This window comes from Pedobacter nutrimenti, from assembly GCF_032678445.1.
GTDB classification, from domain to species: Bacteria; Bacteroidota; Bacteroidia; order Sphingobacteriales; family Sphingobacteriaceae; genus Pedobacter; species Pedobacter nutrimenti_A.
This window is the reverse complement of the sequence record NZ_JAVTSQ010000008.1, coordinates 93,294-113,971: the sequence shown is the minus strand read 5'-3', so window position 1 is coordinate 113,971 and position 20,678 is coordinate 93,294. Positions and strand designations below refer to the sequence as shown.

The 20,678-nt window shown below is 40.8% G+C and carries 15 protein-coding genes; 5 read left to right on the top strand and 10 right to left on the bottom strand.

Annotation, left to right across the window (positions count from 1 at the left end):
- The first annotated feature begins 338 nt into the window (after nt 1-338).
- Nucleotides 339-2,021 (top strand): alkaline phosphatase family protein, encoded by a 1,683-nt coding sequence (locus R2S08_RS15635; RefSeq protein ID WP_316836025.1) that lies wholly within the window; start codon nt 339-341, stop codon nt 2,019-2,021.
- A gap of 85 nt (nt 2,022-2,106) precedes the next feature.
- Here R2S08_RS15635 and R2S08_RS15630 read toward each other — a convergent pair whose 3' ends face one another.
- From R2S08_RS15630 to R2S08_RS15620, 3 genes are all read right to left on the bottom strand, one after another.
- Nucleotides 2,107-3,030, bottom strand: a complete 924-nt coding sequence (locus tag R2S08_RS15630) for an endonuclease/exonuclease/phosphatase family protein (RefSeq protein ID WP_316836024.1) — start codon at nt 3,028-3,030, stop codon at nt 2,107-2,109.
- 425 nt (nt 3,031-3,455) lie between these two features.
- Nucleotides 3,456-4,037: a helix-turn-helix domain-containing protein gene (locus tag R2S08_RS15625; RefSeq protein WP_133779644.1), complete on the bottom strand. Its 582-nt coding sequence runs from the start codon at nt 4,035-4,037 to the stop codon at nt 3,456-3,458.
- A gap of 45 nt (nt 4,038-4,082) precedes the next feature.
- Nucleotides 4,083-5,174, bottom strand: coding sequence for a phosphoglyceromutase (locus tag R2S08_RS15620; RefSeq protein ID WP_316836023.1), 1,092 nt, complete (start codon nt 5,172-5,174; stop codon nt 4,083-4,085).
- Between the two features lie 281 nt (nt 5,175-5,455).
- On the opposite strand from R2S08_RS15620, the gene phnA reads away from it, so the two are divergent.
- The 4 genes from phnA to R2S08_RS15600 are packed head-to-tail and all read left to right on the top strand — an operon-like array spanning nt 5,456 to nt 10,749.
- Nucleotides 5,456-6,697: a phosphonoacetate hydrolase gene (phnA, locus tag R2S08_RS15615; protein ID WP_316836022.1), complete on the top strand. Its 1,242-nt coding sequence runs from the start codon at nt 5,456-5,458 to the stop codon at nt 6,695-6,697.
- A 16-nt stretch (nt 6,698-6,713) separates the two neighbouring features.
- Nucleotides 6,714-8,156: a phosphonoacetaldehyde dehydrogenase gene (gene phnY / locus R2S08_RS15610; RefSeq protein ID WP_316836021.1), complete on the top strand. Its 1,443-nt coding sequence runs from the start codon at nt 6,714-6,716 to the stop codon at nt 8,154-8,156.
- Nucleotides 8,157-8,194: 38 nt separating this feature from the next.
- The gene (locus tag R2S08_RS15605; RefSeq protein ID WP_316836020.1) at nt 8,195-9,427 is read left to right on the top strand and encodes an FAD-binding oxidoreductase; all 1,233 of its coding nucleotides are present in this window, start codon (nt 8,195-8,197) and stop codon (nt 9,425-9,427) included.
- Nucleotides 9,428-9,441: 14 nt separating this feature from the next.
- A complete protein-coding gene (locus R2S08_RS15600; RefSeq protein ID WP_316836019.1) occupies nt 9,442-10,749 on the top strand; it encodes a DUF5690 family protein in 1,308 nt (435 codons plus the stop codon).
- 62 nt (nt 10,750-10,811) lie between these two features.
- Here the strand turns inward: R2S08_RS15600 and R2S08_RS15595 are convergent, their stop codons facing one another.
- The 7 genes from R2S08_RS15595 to R2S08_RS15565 form a co-directional block, all read right to left on the bottom strand.
- On the bottom strand, nt 10,812-13,190 hold the full coding sequence (locus tag R2S08_RS15595) for a PQQ-binding-like beta-propeller repeat protein (protein WP_316836018.1): 2,379 nt from the start codon (nt 13,188-13,190) through the stop codon (nt 10,812-10,814).
- Between the two features lie 82 nt (nt 13,191-13,272).
- Nucleotides 13,273-15,408 carry an alpha-L-fucosidase gene (locus R2S08_RS15590; protein ID WP_316836017.1) on the bottom strand — a complete coding sequence of 712 codons (2,136 nt, stop codon included), beginning with the start codon at nt 15,406-15,408 and terminating at the stop codon, nt 13,273-13,275.
- A gap of 7 nt (nt 15,409-15,415) precedes the next feature.
- A complete protein-coding gene (gene fucP / locus R2S08_RS15585; protein WP_316836016.1) occupies nt 15,416-16,696 on the bottom strand; it encodes an L-fucose:H+ symporter permease in 1,281 nt (426 codons plus the stop codon).
- 15 nt (nt 16,697-16,711) lie between these two features.
- On the bottom strand, nt 16,712-17,905 hold the full coding sequence (locus R2S08_RS15580) for a UxaA family hydrolase (protein WP_316836015.1): 1,194 nt from the start codon (nt 17,903-17,905) through the stop codon (nt 16,712-16,714).
- 32 nt (nt 17,906-17,937) lie between these two features.
- A complete protein-coding gene (locus tag R2S08_RS15575; RefSeq protein WP_316836014.1) occupies nt 17,938-18,234 on the bottom strand; it encodes a UxaA family hydrolase in 297 nt (98 codons plus the stop codon).
- A gap of 3 nt (nt 18,235-18,237) precedes the next feature.
- Complete coding sequence (locus R2S08_RS15570; protein ID WP_316836013.1) at nt 18,238-18,915, bottom strand: RraA family protein; 678 nt, start codon at nt 18,913-18,915, stop codon at nt 18,238-18,240.
- Nucleotides 18,905-20,659, bottom strand: a complete 1,755-nt coding sequence (locus tag R2S08_RS15565; protein WP_316836012.1) for an alpha-L-fucosidase — start codon at nt 20,657-20,659, stop codon at nt 18,905-18,907. The genes R2S08_RS15570 and R2S08_RS15565 overlap by 11 nt, the downstream gene beginning before the upstream one ends.
- Between the last annotated feature and the right edge of the window lie 19 nt (nt 20,660-20,678).

Genomic DNA, 20,678 nt, shown 5'->3' with positions numbered 1-20,678 from the left:
GTTTGGTTGTTTGCTACTACTTGGTTGTTTTTTTTAATGCATTCAAAGGGCGCTTATATACACTCCCTACTCAAAGTCATTAGTGTAGTACAATTGTAAAATAAAAAATTCGATAAATAAAATATTTTTTTAATATTTGTAAACAAACAAATAAAAAACAACCACAATAACCAGAACATAACAACCTATAAACATGCTATATACATCAAAAATAGCATAAACATCCATAATATTAAGATAACATTATCAAATCAATAAGTTTATATATACTAAATACACAAGTTTACATATACTAAATAAATAATCTTTTCTTGAGTGCCCAACCTAAAACCAACAACATGAGAAAATTGTACAAAAAACTAAGTGAAACAGGCTGCAGCATATTTGCTATAGTTCTGATGCTAACCGTAACATCCTGCAACAAACCCAGATACGACGCTATAGGGGGAATACAAAAAGAAAACCTTCCAGCCAAACAAAGAAAAGTCCTGATCATAGGTATAAGCGGAGTAAGAAGCGACGCATTGTTACATGCCAATGCACCAAACATCAGCAAACTACTACCTCACGCCATATACAGCTTTGACGCTTTAACAGAAGCACCCACATTAGAAGAACCAGGATGGTCTTCCATGCTAACAGGCGTTTGGAGTGCCAAACATGGTGTAATAAGCAATTCTTACGCTGTAAATCAATTCGGCAAATACCCAATGCTTTTTAAACACATCAAAGAATTTAATCCAAATCTTAAAACCGCTTCTATTTCAGCTGCAACAACCTTAAATACCGGATTAGTCACCAATGCAGACACCAAAGAAAGTTTTGAAAACGATGATGTAGCTGTCAAAAACAAAAGCATAACATCACTGTCAAACGCCGCTTCAGACATTGTACTAGTTGACTTCAAGGGAGTAGACCTGGCCGGAGACCAGTACGGATTTGACGCCTCTATCCCACAATACATGCAAGCCATCACAACAGCAGACAGCTATATTGGTGAATTGGTTGCCGCCGTAAATAACAGACCAACCATTGAAGATGAGGACTGGCTTATCATCATTTCGACTGATCACGGAGGCACACTAACAGGTCATGGCGGCAATGAATATGAATCCCGAAACATATTTACCATATTTTATAACAAGAACTTTAGCTCGACCAATATTGCCAAATCAGAAACCAACACTACATTTTTAAAAATAAATCAGACAGAAGGTTTACAATATGCATTTTCCAATTCAAGCCTCTACAAAATGGACAAATATCCAAGGTTCACATTTGAGATGAGGGTAAAAATTGACGGAAGCCTTGCAAGCGACCCATCTTTTGCCTCTAACAAAGATTGGGACAGCGGACGTAATCCTGGATGGGGCATATTTGCCTCTGGACAAAAGTGGAAGTTTAATGCTGGAGATGGAACCACTGCCGGCCGGAAAGACATAAATCCTTTAAATGCGACTCCCCCAATATCAGATGGAAAATGGCACCATATTGCGGTTAGCGTAAATAAGTCAGGATTCGCCAGAACATATCAAGATGGCATTTTTCTACAACAACTAAATGTAGCTGGCTTAACCACCTGGGACAATAACCTACCTGCCACCCTTGCCATTCTTGAAGACGGAACCCTAAATACCAGAAATGCCGATGGCTACCGGATCAAGGTAAATTTTGCCGACGTAAGATTATGGAGTGCAGAAGTCGATTCTACCACTATAAAAACCTACGCAAAATGCGATACCACCATCACGCCAGATCATCCCTACTATGAAAGTTTGATTGGCTGGTGGAAAGGGAATGACGCAAAAGGATCAATACTAAAAGATTATAGTCTCAGAAATAGCAATTTAACCATCTTTGGCACCCCTAAATGGGAGGAAACAGGAAAGAACCTATGCAATGATGTTATACAATCAGACGTACCTAAAACTGTCGACATAGCCGCACAAGTGTATTCATGGTTACGGATTCCAATTAATCCAGACTGGCACCTCGATGGAAAGGTGTGGCTGAGTAATTAGTCAATAGGAAAAATAGAAAAGGAATATACTTCTTCTTCAGTATATTCCTTTTTTTCAATTCATCAACTTTTAAGTTTTGATCTTTCTACTTTTTGAACTCAAACTCTGCCCTGACCGGATAATGATCTGACAAAGTATCCGTAACACCATCTTTTATAATTTCCACGCTACTACAAGACGCTTTAAGCTTCTCAGAAATCATCATATAATCAATCCTTATTTTGTCACTCAGCGGCCCAGGATACACCTTTGATGGATAGCTCTCTTCAAAGTATTTATGAAATAAGGAGAAACTATCATAGAATCCGGACTGTAAAAATGCCCGAATTACCTGATAATCCAATTGATTCCTGCCATTTAGATTCTGTAGCACTTTATTCTTTTGTTGCGTCACATACATACTATCCCTAATGCCGGAGTTAGCATAAAACAAACTATCTTTCGGCGAAAAAGCATTAAAGTCACCCAATACAATAGTCTTTTCCTCCAGTTTATCCTTTTGCCGAAGCACATCCATAACAGATGCGGCCTCCTGCAATCTCTTCTTGCTGCTAAACGGCGAGAAATGCACAACAAAAAAGTTAATGCCATTTATTTCGGCATACAAACAGCCATGATGCATTCCATCGATCAACCTGTAAACATTGCTGATTGGATAACGTGATGTAATCCCAACAGGATATCCATTTTCCTTAACAATAACAGCATACGGATGCCCCCAACTTTTAGCAAGCTTCGAAAAGGACGCTTGCGTAAAATTATTCAACTCTTCAAATGCAATCACATCCGCATTTTGCTTCCGGGCCCATTTCACAAAAGTATATGTTCGTTTAGCCTCACTTTCAAAACCATTCCAAACATTATATTCAATGACTGAAATCCTCTTTACGCGTTCGGTCCTAAAAGAAGCATATAAGAAAAAAAAGGGCACAAGTACCATTAAGCGCAACATAAATAGGGAAAAATGATTTAATGCGCTTTCCGCGCTCCTGATTATTTTACTATTCATTTTTATTAATATATTTTCTACAAAATGCTCAGTACATCAGCGTACCGACTCTCCTATTACACCTATTCGCCTTATTCAAAAAAGAGCCGTATTGCTACGGCTCCTAACAAAACTAATCACTAACCAAGTGATTAAGTATACGTATCTACCACCCAGGATTTATTTCAATTTTTAAGATCCGAAACTGCTGGAAAATCAACACTTCGCTTCTCCATTACACAAATACATTTGTGCAGTATGTGTAAACAAAAATCACACACACAAGGCAAATATAAAACAAAAAAGATTTAATGTATACTAATACTAAACTTTTTTCCATAAAAAAATCTATCCATAACAAACCGTTGGATAGATTTTGCAGATAAAATCAAATATTAAAAACTAAAACCAGGAAGAACAGATCTCAAAGAAAGAAGCGAATAAAACTATTCGTTCGAAATAAAGTAATAAACAACCAGCATTACGGCCTCAGAATCGCCAATATTAGAAAGATTATGCCCCAGGCGACCATCAAAAAAGATCGAATCCCCTTCTTCCAGAATATAATTATTATCCTCAATCAGATAATTGACCCTACCTTTTACAACATACTTATATTCAAAAGCATCTGTTACCACCATTTTATTTCGTTTAGAACCTTTTTTCAAGGTCAACAAAACAAAATCAACAGGCCCCGCATGAATATTCCGCGTTAGAATCCTTTGATAGTCGAATCCTTTTGAGGTTTCCTTTTTTAGAGACTTATAATCAGAAGAGCGCATAATCAACACCTTTTCACGATGATTATTAGCATAGATATCTTTAAAAAAAACGGTTAAATCAAGATTTAAAGAATGGACAATATTCATCAGCACCGGCAAAGAAGGAATTGTCCGGTTGTTTTCAATCTGTGAAATCAAACCTTTACTAACCCCAGCACTATTCGCTAATTCCTGTATAGTGATCTGCTTTTCTTTTCTTATTTCCTTGATCCGATAACTGATCTTTAAAATAATATCGTCCTCCATAGTTTTTTTTTAATCCCGAAGATACGCAAATTTTAGATAAATAACTTAATTACCAATGCCGCCAATAGCTTCGCCAATCGGATTAACTGAGGTAAAATTAAAACCAAGTAACTTTCCAATAGTTTTGGCATACTGATTCTGATAAATCTGCGAGCTCGTCTTAACCTCCCCAAGAGCTTTGATATTGGGGCCCATAGCCATCAACCAGGTATCATTAGAATGCGGAGTTCCAGAACCATGACTGGTCCATTGCTTACCTTCACCTCTCCCATGATCCGGCATGACCATCAACACCGTATTATTTTTATAAAAAGGATCACTCTGCAAATAAGCCCAAAGACTACCGATCATCGCATCAATACCATGAATATCATCAAGGTAAAAATCATATTTACCCTCATGGGCATGATCATCGGTATCAGCCAGGTCCAGATAAACAGCTTTTGGGTGTTTAGCCATAATATACGATTTAGCAATGGCATAGGTATTGGCATCCAAACGCTCACCATCACCCCAGATTTTAGGCTCGTAATGTTGAATCTCATTGGCCATCTTTTGGCTTTCAGTAAGGCCTTCCCCTTTAACATCTTCAAATGGATTATTGACCATTAAGCCATTTCTGTTCCTGTTGATGATCCTAGCTACAGCATCCCAGGATGCAAAAGCAACCACTTTTCCTTTATAACCTTCTTGCTGGTCAATAAACTCCAGTATATTCTTATTTGGGTTATCCGGATAATCATTTGAATTCACCTTTGGATCAGGATAACCAGTTAAATTTTCACTACGGCCAGGATACGAAAACCAATAAGTATTTTTAACATTAACATTATTGCCCAACTCCCTGTTTCCATACAGCTGCCCACCTTTAGCTAAATTACCCCAAACAAAAGGCATCAATTTGGATCTTCTCTCCAATTGATCTTCTGACCAGTACTTTTTAAAAACATCAGAGGAGTCCTGAGAAATATATTTCTTATTGGTCATCAATTGTTTCTCCGCCCCCTGAAATATTTCTTTCCAGCGAAGCCCATCAATCGATACAATAATAACATTCATCTGCTTTTTGCCCTTCTGAGCAAAAGCCACCTGTACCATTACGAGCACCAGGAGAAAAGGAAGGATTTTTTTCATCATCTTAATCTATTTTAGGTTTATTTTATTGTGTGTAGTCAATGTATTTTTAATCAAAATCACTCTTCGCGGCACAAGTTAATAAATACTAAACAAATAGGCCAATTTAAATTAAAAATAGGCCATCATTACAACATCACGCAGGCATAAAATGCCAAAAAACAGGATTAAACCCTCAAATACGGTGAATTAGAAAAAAGTTTAATATTACTTACCTAATTACAATATTATTTTATATTTGTATAAACACTAAACATTTTATTAGCCCAACTAAACAATATACAATGACTACTATCTCAACAAAATCATTTTCAGCCAATGGAATAACTTATCAGCCAGCGGCAAAACCAATCGTTGTCATTTGCATGGATGGCTCCGCAGATGAATATCTGGATACTACACTGATCCACGACAGGATGCCAAATTTAAAAAAAATGATCCTTCAGGGTTATAGAGGTATGGTAAGGGGCGCACTACCTTCATTTACCAACGTAAACAACTCTTCTATTGTAACAGGAGTCAGCCCGGCAATACATGGCATCTGCGGCAATTTTTTCTATGATACGGAAAAAGATCAGGAGGTCATGATGAACTCTTCCGAATACCTGAGAGCAGAAACCTTACTGGCAGCAGCAGCTAAAGCAGGCCGCAAAGTTGCCGTTGTAACTGCAAAAGAAAAATTGCGGGACATTCTTTCCTATCAATTGGAAGGAATAGCCTTTTCTGCAGAAAAAGCGAGCCAGGCAAAACTGGAAACCCATGGCATTGAAAATGTTGAAGAAATTATTGGACATTCCACACCAGCCATTTACAGTGCCGAAGCCAGTCTGTTTGTATTGCGTGCTGGGGTAGCCTTAATTAAAAACGGCATGGCCGATTTCCTGTATCTTTCTTTAACAGATTATATGCAGCATACCTTCGCTCCCGACACTGAGGAATCCCTTGCATTTTACCAGGCACAAGATGCTGAACTGGGCAAAATGCTGGAACTGGGTGCAATCATTGGAGCCACCGCTGACCACGGCATGAATGCAAAAGTAAAAACAGATGGCTCGCCCAATGTCCGCTATATAGAAACCATGCTCAATGAACAATTTGGTGAAGGCTTCAGGGTAATCTGCCCAATTACAGATCCATACGTTAAACACCACGGAGCATTAGGATCTTATGTTCTGGTTTATGTATCCAATAACACCCCTTTAATCGAGATCAAAAACTGGCTTTCCATCCAACCTGGAATTACAGAAGTTTATGACAAAGCAACTGGCTGTAGAATACTGGAACAACCAGAAGACCGCACGGGAGATCTGTTCGTTTTATCCGCACGCGATGTTGTTGTTGGAAAAACTCCGGCCGACCATGACTTGAAGGCTCTAGACGGCAGTTTACGCTCGCATGGTGGCAGATATGAAGAAATGGTTCCATTAGTAGTTTCTCATCAGCTAAATGCAACTTACAAAATGAAAGCGCAAGGAGATCCCCGAAATTTCGATGTATTTGACTTTACCGTTAACGGCACTAATTAAATGTAAAATTTAGCTTATGAAAGAACTAACCTCTATGCAGAACAAGCTAACACTTGCTTCATTAGTTGCATCAGTGCCTGTAGCTTCAGGAAAGCTGTTAATCGTGACCAATCCATATAATGGAGATGTAGTAGGAACCGTAGAAACGGCAAGCGCCGAAGATACCCAAAGAGCGATTTCAACAGCACTTAAGGGCGGAAAAATATTGAGCCGCTATGAAAGGTACCAAGTACTGGATACCGCAAAAAAACTCCTGATCAACAGAAAACAGGAGTTTGCCCAATTGATCAGTTCGGAATCAGGACTGTGCATTTACGAGGCAGAATATGAGATTGGGCGCGCACACGACGTATTGCTCTTTGCTTCAATAGAATGTTTAAAGGATGATGGACAGATTTATTCCTGTGACATTTCACCAAAAGGCAAACAAAGAAAAATCTTTACCACAAGGGAACCTCTAAATCTGGCTGTCGCCATCACCCCATTTAATCACCCTCTAAATCAGGTAGCCCATAAAATCGCACCCGCATTAGCTGCAGGAACCCCCGTAATTTTAAAACCCTCAGAGAAAACACCTCTAACTGCCATCCGTTTTGTAGAGTTGTTGTACGAGGCTGGTTTGCCGCCCTATATGCTCAGCGTTCTTTTAGGCGAAACAAAAGATATTGCAGAAGTACTTGTACAAGCTCCTGAAGTAGACCTGGTCTCTTTCACTGGAAGTGTACCTGTAGGTAAAAAAATTGCCCAAACAGCAGGTTATAAAAAAGTGATTCTGGAACTCGGGGGGAATGACCCGATAATTGTTCTGGAAGATGCCAACCTCAATCTTGCAGTCGAACTGGCTGCCGAGGGTGCTTTCAGAAACTCAGGGCAACGTTGCACAGCCGTAAAAAGAATTTTAGTTCAGCAAAGCATTGCAGAAGAGTTCACCAAACGCTTTCTCAAAAAAGCAACAGAATACACCAGCGGAGACCCATCTAACCCAGCAACAAAAGTCGGTACGGTGATTGACGAAGCCTCTGCTATATATCTTGAGGAAGTGATTAACCAAGCCGTTAAACAAGGTGCCCGTGTCTTACTTGGTGGAAAACGCAGCGGAGCTTTATTAGAACCCACGGTGATTGTAAATGTTCCCCGCAACGCCCAAATGATCGTAAAAGAATCCTTTGGACCACTTGCCCCCATCCTCACCTTTACCGACATTGATGATGCCATTGCCTTATCAAATTCAACTGCTTATGGATTATCTTCGGGAGTAATAACCAATAATATGGAGTATGCCATCCGCTTTATAAAGGAATTGAAAGTAGGAACAGTAAACATTAACGAAGTTCCGGGATACCGCATAGAGAACTCTCCATTTGGAGGGATCAAAGATTCTGGTCTGGGCATCAAAGAAGGCGTTATTGAAGCCATAAAATGCTTTTCGTATGTAAAAACCTTTTCAATGCCCTGGTAACCCCAGCCTGACTAACCTATTTCTAACCAAAATTGACAATGAAAAAACTGTATAAAAAAGCCGACGTAGTAATTATCGGAGGAGGCGTCTTTGGCTGCGCCATTGCTTATTACTACACCAGGAATAATCCGGGTAAAAAGATTATTATTTTAGACCGCAATGAACTTTGCAACTCAGCAACCAGCCATGCCGCAGCACTAGTAACCAAAATAAGAGCAAAACGCCATTTCATTCCTCTTTCCCTGGAAACCTACAAAGTGGTTTCTGAAATGGAAAAAATCCTTGGAGAATCCATGGACATGAAATTTAGCGGCGTATTGCATTTGGCCGCAAGCGAAGCCAGAGAAGCTGATCTTAAGGAGCTTATGGAAATTGCCAAAGAGTTTAACCAACCCGCTAACTACATCTCGGCTGACGAAGCCCACAAACTATCTCCCTGGTTAAAAACAGATGAAGCCTCATTGATCGGTTATATGCCCGAAGAAGCCTATTGCGATCCTTACTTGCTGGGCACATTCTTTTCAAGATGTGCTAAAATGCAAGGTGCAGAATTTCTTCAGGGTGTGGAGGCCACAGAATTAATCATCGAAAATAACGACATTCTTGGGGTAAAAACAACCATTGGAGACATTATTGCAAATAAGACTATTATTGCCTCAGGTGCCTGGGCGCCACTTTTTGCGCGTCAGGCAGGTATTGGCCTCCCAATGGCACCAACCAGAAGTCAATACTGGATTACCGAAAAAAATCCCATCTTTCCGGCCAACTCTCCTATTGTATTGCTGCCAGATGCACAAGCCTATGCCCGTCCGGAAGGCGGAAGTTTACTTTTCGGGATCAGAGAAAAGAATTCCATGAGTGTTGCCGCAGACATTATTCCTTCAGACATTAATCAATTCTCTTTCAGCGAAGACAAAGGTATGCAAGACCTTTCGGAGGTCATCGACAGGCTTGCCCGTTTTTTTCCAAAAGTTTACGATATTGGAATGAAATATTATGTGGCAGGATTTTCAGGCTATACACCCGACAACAATTTATCTATGGGTGTGGCACCAGGAATAAACAACTTGTTATTGGCCACTGGCTGCGTAGGTGCAGGCATATCTGTGAGTGGTGGAGTAGGATTGGCATTTGCAGAACTTGCAGCAGGTCATTCCAATCCATATGACTTTTCTGAATTTGATATTAAAAGATTTGGCGATATTGATCCCTTTAGCCCTGAATGGCTGGAGAGATGCGCCCGTGCGCGGTCAACTAAAGTAAGCGGATAAATTATTCAAGCCCTATGAAGCGATTAAAACACCTGCTTACAAATTCTAATCTGTTCTTTATCTTTTGGTGCATGCTGGCAGCATTTGGCACCTACTTCTGTATGTATGCCTTCAGAAAACCCTTTACCAGTGGCATCTATGCCGGAATGTCTTTATGGGACCTGGATTATAAAGCTGTTCTGATCATTGCACAGGTATTTGGTTATATGGTCTCCAAATTTATGGGCATCAAAATCATTTCCGAACTCAAGGCCGCAGGCAGAAAAAAACTCATCATTGGCCTCATCCTCTTTTCTGAAATAGCCCTGCTCCTGTTTGGCCTGGTGCCCTATCCCTATAATTTTTTCTTTTTATTCCTTAATGGGCTACCATTGGGTATGGTCTGGGGAATCATTTTCAGTTATCTGGAAGGCCGAAGGTTTACAGAAATGCTGGCCATGGGCATGAGCATCAGTTTAATTGTTAGCTCCGGAATTATAAAGACCACTTACTTTATGGTTCATGAATGGCTTCCCTTTATTTCAGAATTCTGGTTACCTGGAGTAATTGGGCTGCTTTTCTTACCATTATTCCTGTTTTTTGTGTGGATGCTATCAGTAATCCCCGAACCAACAGAAGCAGACAAACTGCTAAGAGTAGAAAGACTACCCATGACCAAAGAAGACAAACATATTGCTCTAAAAGAATATGGAATCCCCATCTTTTGCATCGGCCTGGTGTATACATTATTAACAACCATGCGGGATTTTAGGGACAATTTTTCTGTAGAAATCTGGAATGAAATTGCGCCCCACTGGAACAAGACCGTCTTCTCCTTAACTGAAGCCATTTCCGGCATTATCGTACTTATTGCCATAGGTTGTCTCTCCCTGGTCAGAAATAACATCAAAGGATTTTGGGGAACCCAGTACCTGATAGCCTTAGGCTTATTGTTAAGCGGTGGTAGCACCTTACTTTTCCATCTCCACCTTTTAAGCCCGTTTTGGTGGATGCTATTGGTTGGGTTGGGACTTTTTCTAGCCTACACACCCGTACAAGTTGTTCTATTTGAACGGATGATCGCCTTATTTAAAATCAAGGCAAATGCAGGCTTTTTTGTATACATGTGCGATTCTGCAGGTTACCTGGGAAGTGTCGGCCTATTACTTTACAAAGAGTTTTTTAGAAGAGACTTAAGCTGGGCAAAAATGCTGATGCAATTCAGCTACCTCCTAACGGTTATATCTATGGTATTACTCGTTGTCTCTGCACTATTTTTTAACAGAAAAATAGGCGTCAAGGGTCCGATAACCGGCATATTAGACAGAAAAAATAAATCATAAAAAAGGGGCCGTTATAATAATGGCCCCTCTTATAAACAACAAACTTATATAAACAGCAATCGCTATTTCAAAGCAACAGCAAATACATTTCCAGCAAAATCTGCTATGAACGCAGTATCATTTGATACCGAAACATCAGCAAAAACAGGCGAACCAAGATTCATCTTTTGCAAAACACCCCCCGTTTTCTCATCCAGAACATAAAAGAACCCATCAGAAGCACCAAAAAGTAATTTGCCTTTGTACCTTAGCACCGAACCCTCCACCGTTGCAGATTCTGGCCCGGTATAAGGTGCAGAATAAACAAGCGCATTGCCAGTCGGCCTGTTCCAAACCTCTTTCAGCGTTTTCAAATCATAAGCAACTACACCATTTTTAGCCGTAGCCATAATGATATGTTCGTCTGTCACGAGCGGGCTTGCCATAACTTTAAATTCATAAGGTGCCTCTATCTTTTGCAGCGTTTTACCACTTAGCGGATCAAGTACAAATATGGCGTTGATCCCCGTCACATATATATTGCCATTGATATACCTTGCCGTACTGCTTCTAAAACGCAAGCCATCATCACTCCTTCTCCACAACAGCTTTCCTGTTTTTTTATCATGCCCAAACAAACTTTGCCAGTTACTTCCCGTCACAATAACATCACCCGCAAGCGTCATCTTTGCAGGAGTCCCTTCTCCTCCGCTCCAGTCTTTGTTAATCCAAAGCGTCCTACCCGTCTTCACCTCTAAAGCCTGAAGGTAACTACCAAATCCGGTATAATAAATACCCTTCTCCGCAACACCACCAGATATATAGCCAGGAAGATTTTTCATACCCAGGTTCCTCTTCCAAACCACCTGTCCAGACGAAGCCTGAAGCGCATAAGTAAAACCTTCCATATCCGTACATAAAATCAAGCCGCTATCATAAGAAAGCTCATGCTTTACAGAATTCTGTGTTTTATAGTGCCATAAAACAGCACCAGTTAACGGATTTATAGCCGTAACGCCACAATTCACATTATTACCATCGTCAATGGTAGCCACAAATAATTTTCCTTCGGCAGATAAAGGCGCCGCTTTCCATACCCCTCCTTTTATATTGCGTACCCATTTTAAAGACGAACCTGTTGCTTGATCACCAATCGTAAAAGTTTGTTTTTGGATATGCACCTCACCGTCTGCAAAAGAAACCTCCGTCTGGATAGTCAAGGGTTTCCCTTTTACCAATTGCGCTGCCGGTATCTTACCTTCCCAATCCCAGTCTGTATTTGCAGCCAGGTTGGCTTCAGCTACCTTATTGCCTCTCACATCATAAATTATACTTTTAACACTTTTCACCGTAGTCTCACTATCGTAAACACTAGCATTCACCATCAAAGCACCATTTTCAATTTTCACCATATCAGATCCCGATGGCGTGTTCACCACAAGGTGTTTATGCAAATAGGTATAATGTGGCTGAACTTCTTTCACTCCATTTTTATCAATTTCAATAGAAAGAAATTGCCCTGCAGAATTGTCTATTCCACCTTTATCAGGCGGCGCTGTAGAAATATACTTAATTCCTGTTTTTTCACTCTGTCTCACAAAATTATTATGCCAGTGACCATATACCCAGGCCTTTAAATTATTCTCATTCAAATTGATCGAGTCATTTTTACCTTTTAACATGAATTGATCCCCATAAGTAAGCAAATCGTGGTTAAAAATAATGACAGGTTTACGCTTGTCAACAACAGCAAGATCATTACGCATCCAGCTTATTAATTCATCAACAGTATATGAGGGCTGAAAATCACCAGACCGCATTGGCGTCACAATAAAATGCGCCGGACCAGCATCAAAAGAATAATATACAGGTCCAAACAGACTCTCAAACAACTCTTCGCCATAGGCCCCCTTCACCAAATCATGGTTACCTATGCAATAAAAGATCTGCTTTCCAAGTGCTTCAGAGGTAACCTGACTTGCATGAAAATTCAGTCCTTTTTCATAACATATATCACCAGTATGCACAATAAAGCTAATACCCTGCTTCCTGGCATAATTCTTTACATTAACAATCCAGTCGTTATACTTATCCGTTTCCGTATCGGTTATCTGCAGCATTTTAACCGACGAACCGATACTTGTCGGATCCTCCAGCAAACCAAAATTGTAGGCCACATCGGTTCCATTTATTTTAATATAATGCTTATCAGAAAGCATATACCCTGCCGGAACTGTAATAAATATAAAACGGTTCTTTGAATGCCCCGGCAAATTGAATTCCCCTGCATTATCTGTTCGGAGTACATGTTGCCCATCCGATACAGCAACACCCGCAAGGCCCTTTTCGCCTGCATCAAGGAGCTTGTTCTTGTTTTTGTCAAGGAAAACCTTGCCCTTGTACTGTGCCTTACCAATTCCCCAAAAGGCAAGACAACAAAATAAAATTAATAATCGTTTCATGTGTGTGTTTATTGTGGTTATTCGGTATTTTAATTACGCAGTAATACTAAACAAAAGTTTAGTATATATTACAATAAAAAGATTAATAAATACCTAATTCAGCTATCCGAACAGTCCCACCATCATCAGCAATACGCAGCGGAACAAATTTTATATACCGCGCTACTCTTTTCTGCGCAATCTCAATAATCTGTTTTAATGGATTTGCCTTGATATTTGAAAATTCACCTGCAATTTCCCCCTCCCAGTTATTGCCATCCCTACTGGTAAAAATTTGGTACTTGTCTGTTATTCCCCTACCATTTGGTTCCGATGGTGGAATAAAAACAAATCCAGATACCATCTTTGAATTCCCCATGTCAATAACAATCGCATTTAACATTGGATTCTCCCTTTTAAAAGGAGCCTCCCAAACGGTATATTCTTTACCATCAATCAGCATTACCGATTTATCAATTGCCCCAGGAGCCGATAAAACACGCCATTCTTTTTTCTCAGCAGGCAGGACAAACGTTGTTACGGGCCCTGCACCCCCATACTCGTTAGAACAACATGCACGTATAACTCCTTGGCCAGGCGCTACAAAAGCATCCCTAAATACATCTGATTGTGCAGTTACCGGAGCATTAACAGCAAAGCAGATCTTAGAAGCTGGCGTAAGCGAACGGATGTCGATTTTACCATCTTTCCCTATAGTAACAACAGGTGCCAATAACGTATCTGGTTCAGCAAAAACCGCAAACTCACTTAAAACCGGACACACCGGACTGTGTAAAATCCGAACTCTTATTCTATCCGTGGTTACAAAAAACGGCAATCTGATCAATTTCTGCCCCCCAATAGAACTCCCCATAGAAAGGTTTTCCCACTTGTTGTTCCTCCAGACATCTATCGCAAAAGATTCAACACGTTGCCCTAACGCGATAAACTCTTTTATCCCAATAATGTTAAACCTCTTCAAGCCATTTAATCTAACAGTAAATTCAGGTGAGGTCACTTTGTCATCCGTAGCCCAATAAGAATTTTTATTGTTATCCAAAAGATTTTCCGGGCTGTATTTCCCCAACCCGCCCCGTATATTTGAAGCCTTTATAGTTGCCTTTTCCATAAGATGTACAGAAAAGGTCGCTTTCAACAATTTGCCAAACCCTTTTAAAGCAGCAACATCATTTTCATGAAGCCTTCCCCTCCTGTCCGGAGCAACCCCCAAATCAAGATCCGCTCCCCGGCCAACACTTTTAAAATAAATATCAAACAATTCATAAGGCGATTTTACCTGATTGTCCTGAGAAGAATGATAGAACCAGCCTGGGCGCAAAGGCACATCACATTCTGCTGGAATCCAGTATTTACCATCCCGGTGTCCGCCCGGAGCTTCTTCATCCCTGCTATCACCAGGTGCCGGTCTGGCAGGGTCTTTCCCTCCTTTTGGGGTAAAAGTAGCCCAGCTGGTATCATCTGCAAAACCTTTTTCATTACCAACCCATCGTATATCCGGGCCGATATCACTAAAAATAACAGCACCAGGCTGCAATTTTCTGCCCATTTTCCAGGTCTCCTCCCAATGATAGTAAGTCGCCCTGTCAATTGTCCGGGTGTCTTTAGCCCCGCCGTAAAACCCATCACCGCCATTCGCTCCATCATACCAGGAGATAAATAGCGGACCATAGTGCCCATACGCCTCCCTTAACTGCTGTCTGTAAATGTCGATATATGCGGGTTTGCCATAGGCCGGATTGTTCCTGTCCCATGGAGATACATATATACCAAACTGCAAACCAGAACTCCGCGCCGCCATTTCAAACGACTTGACGAGATCCCCCTTTCCTCCCATCCAGGGGCTGGCAGCAATAGAATACTTTGTGCTTTTTGTTGGCCACAAGCAAAAACCATCATGATGTTTGGCCACCAGTAATACCCCCTTAAAACCAGCATCTTTAAGCGTAGCTGTTATTTGCTCTGCATTAAAGGCAGAAGGATTAAATAAAGCCGGATCAACATCGCCATATCCCCATTCTTTATCTGTGAAAGTATTCAATCCAAAACAGACCATAGCATACATCCCCATTTCCTGCCAGTTTAACTGGGCTTTCGTAGGCAAGGGCCCGTAAGGAGCAGGCGCAACAGTCTGGCCGTAAGCTGTCAGAACAAAAAACTGTAAGGCCAGTATAGAGCCTATAACTCTTTTTAATAAGCAACTAAAGTTCAAATTATTCATTTTGGGTTCAGTTTGTGATTCGCATTTGTCTCCATCCAAAATAAGTAATGGGTATAAAACACAGCAGCGGTATGATATAAGCCGTCTGGATGCTCCCGGAAACATCAGATAAATAACCCAGTAAGGGTGGAAATACGGCACCTCCAATAATTGCCATAACCATATAAGAAGATGCAATAGGCGTATTCCGGCCTAAATTTTTTATAGATAAAGAGAAAATAGTTGGGTACATGATCGACATAAAAAACTCAACACCCACAAATGCCCAGATGGCTTGTTTTCCACCTGCAAATACAATGAACAACATGAGCATCACATTTATCATGGCATATAAGCAAAGCAATTTACCAGCGCCCACATACCTCAGAAGAAAAGTCCCAACATAACGGCCAAGCATAAAGCCAAGCAATAATAATCCCAGATAATTGGTCGCATCATATTCTTTCAAACCAGATACAGTTGTGGCATAAAGAATAAAAAAACTAGAAACACAAACCTGGGCGCCAACATAAAAAAATTGTGTAATTATCCCCATAAACAAATTAGGCTCTTGCCTGATCACTAGTTTATGCGCAGGCAAACTTGTTTCTTTCGATTCCTTATGATCGTCAGAAAACTTCGTTATCAAAAACAATAAAGCAACCAGCACCAGAACAATTCCAATCATCAAATAAGGAAGTTTTACCCTATGAAAAAGTAAGGAATAGTAATGATCAAGCGCTTGCGGAGAAAGAAGCGATAATTCACTTGCCGTTTTTACTTCTTTACCAATCATCAGCTTACTGAGAAACATAGAAGCCATAAAAGCACCTAAACCATTAAAAGCTTGTGCAAAATTAAGTCGCTGTGCCGCCGTATCAGGATCACCAAGAACAGTTATAAAAGGATTCGCAGAAGTTTCAAGAAAAGTCATTCCAGCAGCCAGAATAAAAAGGGCAATCAGGAAAAAAGAAAAAGACCTCGATTCTGCAGCGGGATAAAATAAAAAAGCCCCTGCAGCAGCCAGCAGTAAACCAGTGATGATCGCCTTTTTATAACCAAACCTTTTCATTACCATTCCGGCAGGCAGAGCGATGATAAAATAAGCAATCCAGTAAGCAGAATCTATTAAAGAGGACTGTAAGATATTTAAACGGCAAGCCTTTTTCAAATGAGGAATCAGAATGGGCAGTAAATTTGCTGTAAGCGCCCATAGAAAGAATAAGCTCACCACTAAAACAAAGCCATAAATGGATTTATGTTGCGGTTTAGAGCGTGCAGCAGGCACATTAGTAACGGTTAATTCCATATAGATAAATGGGTTTTATATAGGTAAGCAGCTCGGTCCTATTGGGTTAAATGTCTTATAAGTTAATACAAACTCCTGGTGTCCCAGTTGTTCTGAGCAGGTCTGCTTTCCAGCAGCTACCGCAAGAATATCTTCATAAATCTCATCCCCAACCTCATCAATTGTTGCAACACCATTCAAAATACACCCAGCATCTATATCCATGTCTTCTGCCATTCGCTGATAGGTTTGTGGGTTCGCACATATTTTAATGACCGGAGAAATAGCCGAACCAACCACAGACCCTCTTCCCGTGGTAAACAAAATCAGATGACAACCACTCGCAATCATTTCTACAATCTCCGCATTATCATTAATATTAGGAAAGCCAAACTTAGGATCTCCATCAGATACAACATCCATGAGGTACAAGCCTGGTTTCAGCGGCCGGTCTCCTGGTTTAATCAAGCCACTAATTGGCAAATCGCCACTTTTACAATATGCCCCCATAGACTTTTCCTCAATAGTCGTTAAGCCCCCGTCTGCATTTCCTGGTGCAAAGCTACCATGTCCCATTAAAGTATAATACCTGGCTGCCTTTTCAACAGACGCTCTTAGTTCCACGGCCAACTCGGGGGAAACAGCCCTGCTGCTCATGATCTTTTCCAAACCAATCATTTCTCCGGTTTCCTCAAAAATAGCAATCCCCTTATTGGCCACCAGTCTATTGAATGCAGACCCAACGGCCGGGTTTGCCGTTATACCACTTGTTGCATCACTCCCTCCGCAAACTGTTCCAACCACCAGTTCATCGACAGACATAGAAACACGGGGAACCAGTTTTACAATATCCACAGCCAATCTTAGCCAACGCTCTCCTTCTTCAATTGCCTTTCTTGTTCCACCCGCATCCTGTATCACTATCGTATGCACCGGCCGACCGGAGGCGGCAACATTTTCTGCTAAACGTTTACGATTAAAACTCTCACAGCCTAAAGACACCAGAAGCACAGCACCAACATTTGGATGAGTACACAAGGCATTCATGATACGATCTGCGTAAGCATTGGGATAACAACCCGCAAAGCCAATCAGCTGAGCCGCATTTTCCTTAAATCGCCCCGAGATCTCTCTTGCCACATGATGAGCACACTCCACCAGGTACACCACCACAATTTGATTTCGTATACCCTTACGTCCGTCTTTCCGTAAATACCCTTTCCATTTCATTTGAACTCGTTTTATTATTTGGTTGTTATATTTTAATCTTCTTTAAACCCCTGCTGTATGGTATAAGTAGGAATATAATCACTTTTCATATTGTGTAGATGTACATGTTCACCTGCTACAATATCCGCAGTTGCAGAACCGATAGGCACCCCACATTTAATAATCTTTTGTCCATTAACAATAAACTGCTCTGCAATTTTATGCCCTATACCAATGGACTTCTCAAAATAGACCTTATTTCCCTTGAACAACAACACGTCGCCTGCCTTAATATCGCTAACAACAATTTGCACATTATCAAGCGGATGAAGTTTAATGAACTTTTGCATTTTTTAAAATTTTCTAAACTCAAGATAAGCATCAACAGGGTCAACACCAGACAATATGGCCTTACGTAGTAAATTCTCCGTTTTAAGTACCTCTTCTGTTTGTTCTACCACTTCATGTACAATCGCTTTAGGTATTATAATGATTCCATCCCGGTCTGCAAGTACATAGTCGCCTGTATAAATAGTAACCTTACCAATAACAATACTAGCCCCCATTTCAGTAGTGCACCAGGTAGCCACCACATCTCTCGGAGTAAAGTAACTGCAATAGACAGGAAACCCTATATTTTCAATAAAAGCACTATCTCTGCAGCCGCCATCAACAATATACCCTCTTACGCCTTTATAAACAAGTGTTTCGGCTGATAATTCACCCATATGAGCTACCGTATCATCATTTGGCTGGCAGATCAGCACATGTCCTGACGGCGCTTTAGATAACATTTCGCACCATTTTAATAAAGATGTAGTTTTATCTAAGGTACGATCAATATGACCAGCTATTGTAAATACAGGACCTGCAATTTTATCCTGCAGGTTCATGGGGCGGATATTGTTGGGTAACAACTGATCCGGATACCCCATATTTCTCATAACATCGTATACCGCGCCGGTATAGCATTGTTCAAGCCTTTCATGTAGTTTCTTACTATCACCCATTGCTTCTAAGCTACTTTGCATAAATTTCAATTTTTAGATCAGGCAATGCCTGCACCGAATTCAATTTGAGATACCTTACCTGGCGCCCCAATACCCTTGCCCCTGCTATAAAAGTGGTCAGACTGATCTCTTTATCTTTTGCAGCAAGCGTTTCCAGTGGTTCCCATTCCTTTCCATCTGCAGAAATATTAATACTAATCCTCCCCTTGTTCTGCTTAACACCAATACCCGTAACATTCACTGTCTTTCCAAGGTCTATCTGGTTATTCACTTTAACATAACCATCCTTTATTTTTGTCCCATAAGCCGGATCAGCAAAAACAGATTTATCTATAGCATCTAATACCCCGGTAACAGGTTTTCTCATGGTTAACCTGATCACTGTGACTATACTATCAGGAGCTACTGGCCGAACAAAATTTAAATTGTGGCCTGCCTTTCTCCAGGAAAGCTTTTCCTTTAAATTTATAAATTCGGCCTTCAAAACACTATTCCCAGGCAAAACAGGTAAAGTCAAGCCCTTGGCTTTCCAGTTGTAAACATACAGGTAGATCTTATTCCCTTTATAAGTAGAACCTCCCCACTCATTATCCGGCATCCATGGCCCTCCATGAGTACCATAATACGTATAGCCATATTTTTTAAGCCAGGCACCTATTCTCAGCAAGGTATCCTTTTGTTTGAGGTCAAATTCTCCATCCCAATGCGCCCCCCAGCTCAACAAAGTGTTTCCATTACCAGCCGCCGTCGAAAGCATTTCACGCAGTAGCACCTTCACCGTTTTAACCGGAGCCGGAGAATAAGCCCAACTGCCGTTCATGGTCATACAACTTTCCCATGGCCGGGATTGATACATACCAACACGTTGTTCTGGCGTATCAAAATCACCCGGAAGGCTTGCCCTGTTATTGATAACAATACCAGGCTGTAACTTTCGGATCATCCGCGTCAGGTTCTCCGCATCCCACATATCAGCCTTAAACATACCACCCCAATACAACGCATCAAACCAAAAAATATCAACTTTGCCATATTTAGTACAAAGCTCCTTCACCACATTAAACTGATAAGCTATATATTTTTTATGCGATGCACCCTGCGCCACCTTTTTGCCAGGTGCAGCTTCAAAATACGGAGCATCATCCATTGTTTTTATCGTTGCCGGATCTATAGGCGCATAATCAGGATGATGCCAGTCACGTTGTGAATAATAGATCCCAAAACGCATCCCCGCTTTGTGACAAGCATCTGCCAGTTCTTTAATATAATCCCTTCCAAACGGCGTATTGGTAATTTTAAAATCCGAATATTGGGTATCCCACATATGGAACCCATCATGGTGTTTAGCTATAACGACAATGTATTTCATGCCCGCATCCTGCGCTATTTTCACCCATTCATCTGCATTAAACTTCTCCAGTTTGAATAAAGACGGCCATTTGGTCCACACGCTATCGGGATAAGCACCATGACCACTGTCAGGTGCTTTGCGGGTGTATACAACTGGCCAGCTCAAATCCTTATTTACATAGGCAGATAGCCCAAAAGTGATAAACATCCCATAACGGGCATCCGCAAACCATTTCATATCCTCAGGCTTTGCAAAATTACTGGCCTTCCATTCCGCCGGGGTAAAACGCTGATACAAATAATTATGTGGTCTTGGGTCATTCTCCAATACCGACCATTGTGCTTCTGCCCTAAAAGAAACAAGCGATATTAGAATGGAGAAGAAAACCAGTGAGCGGATGTTATAAACTCTCATGATATTAATTTAAAATTAT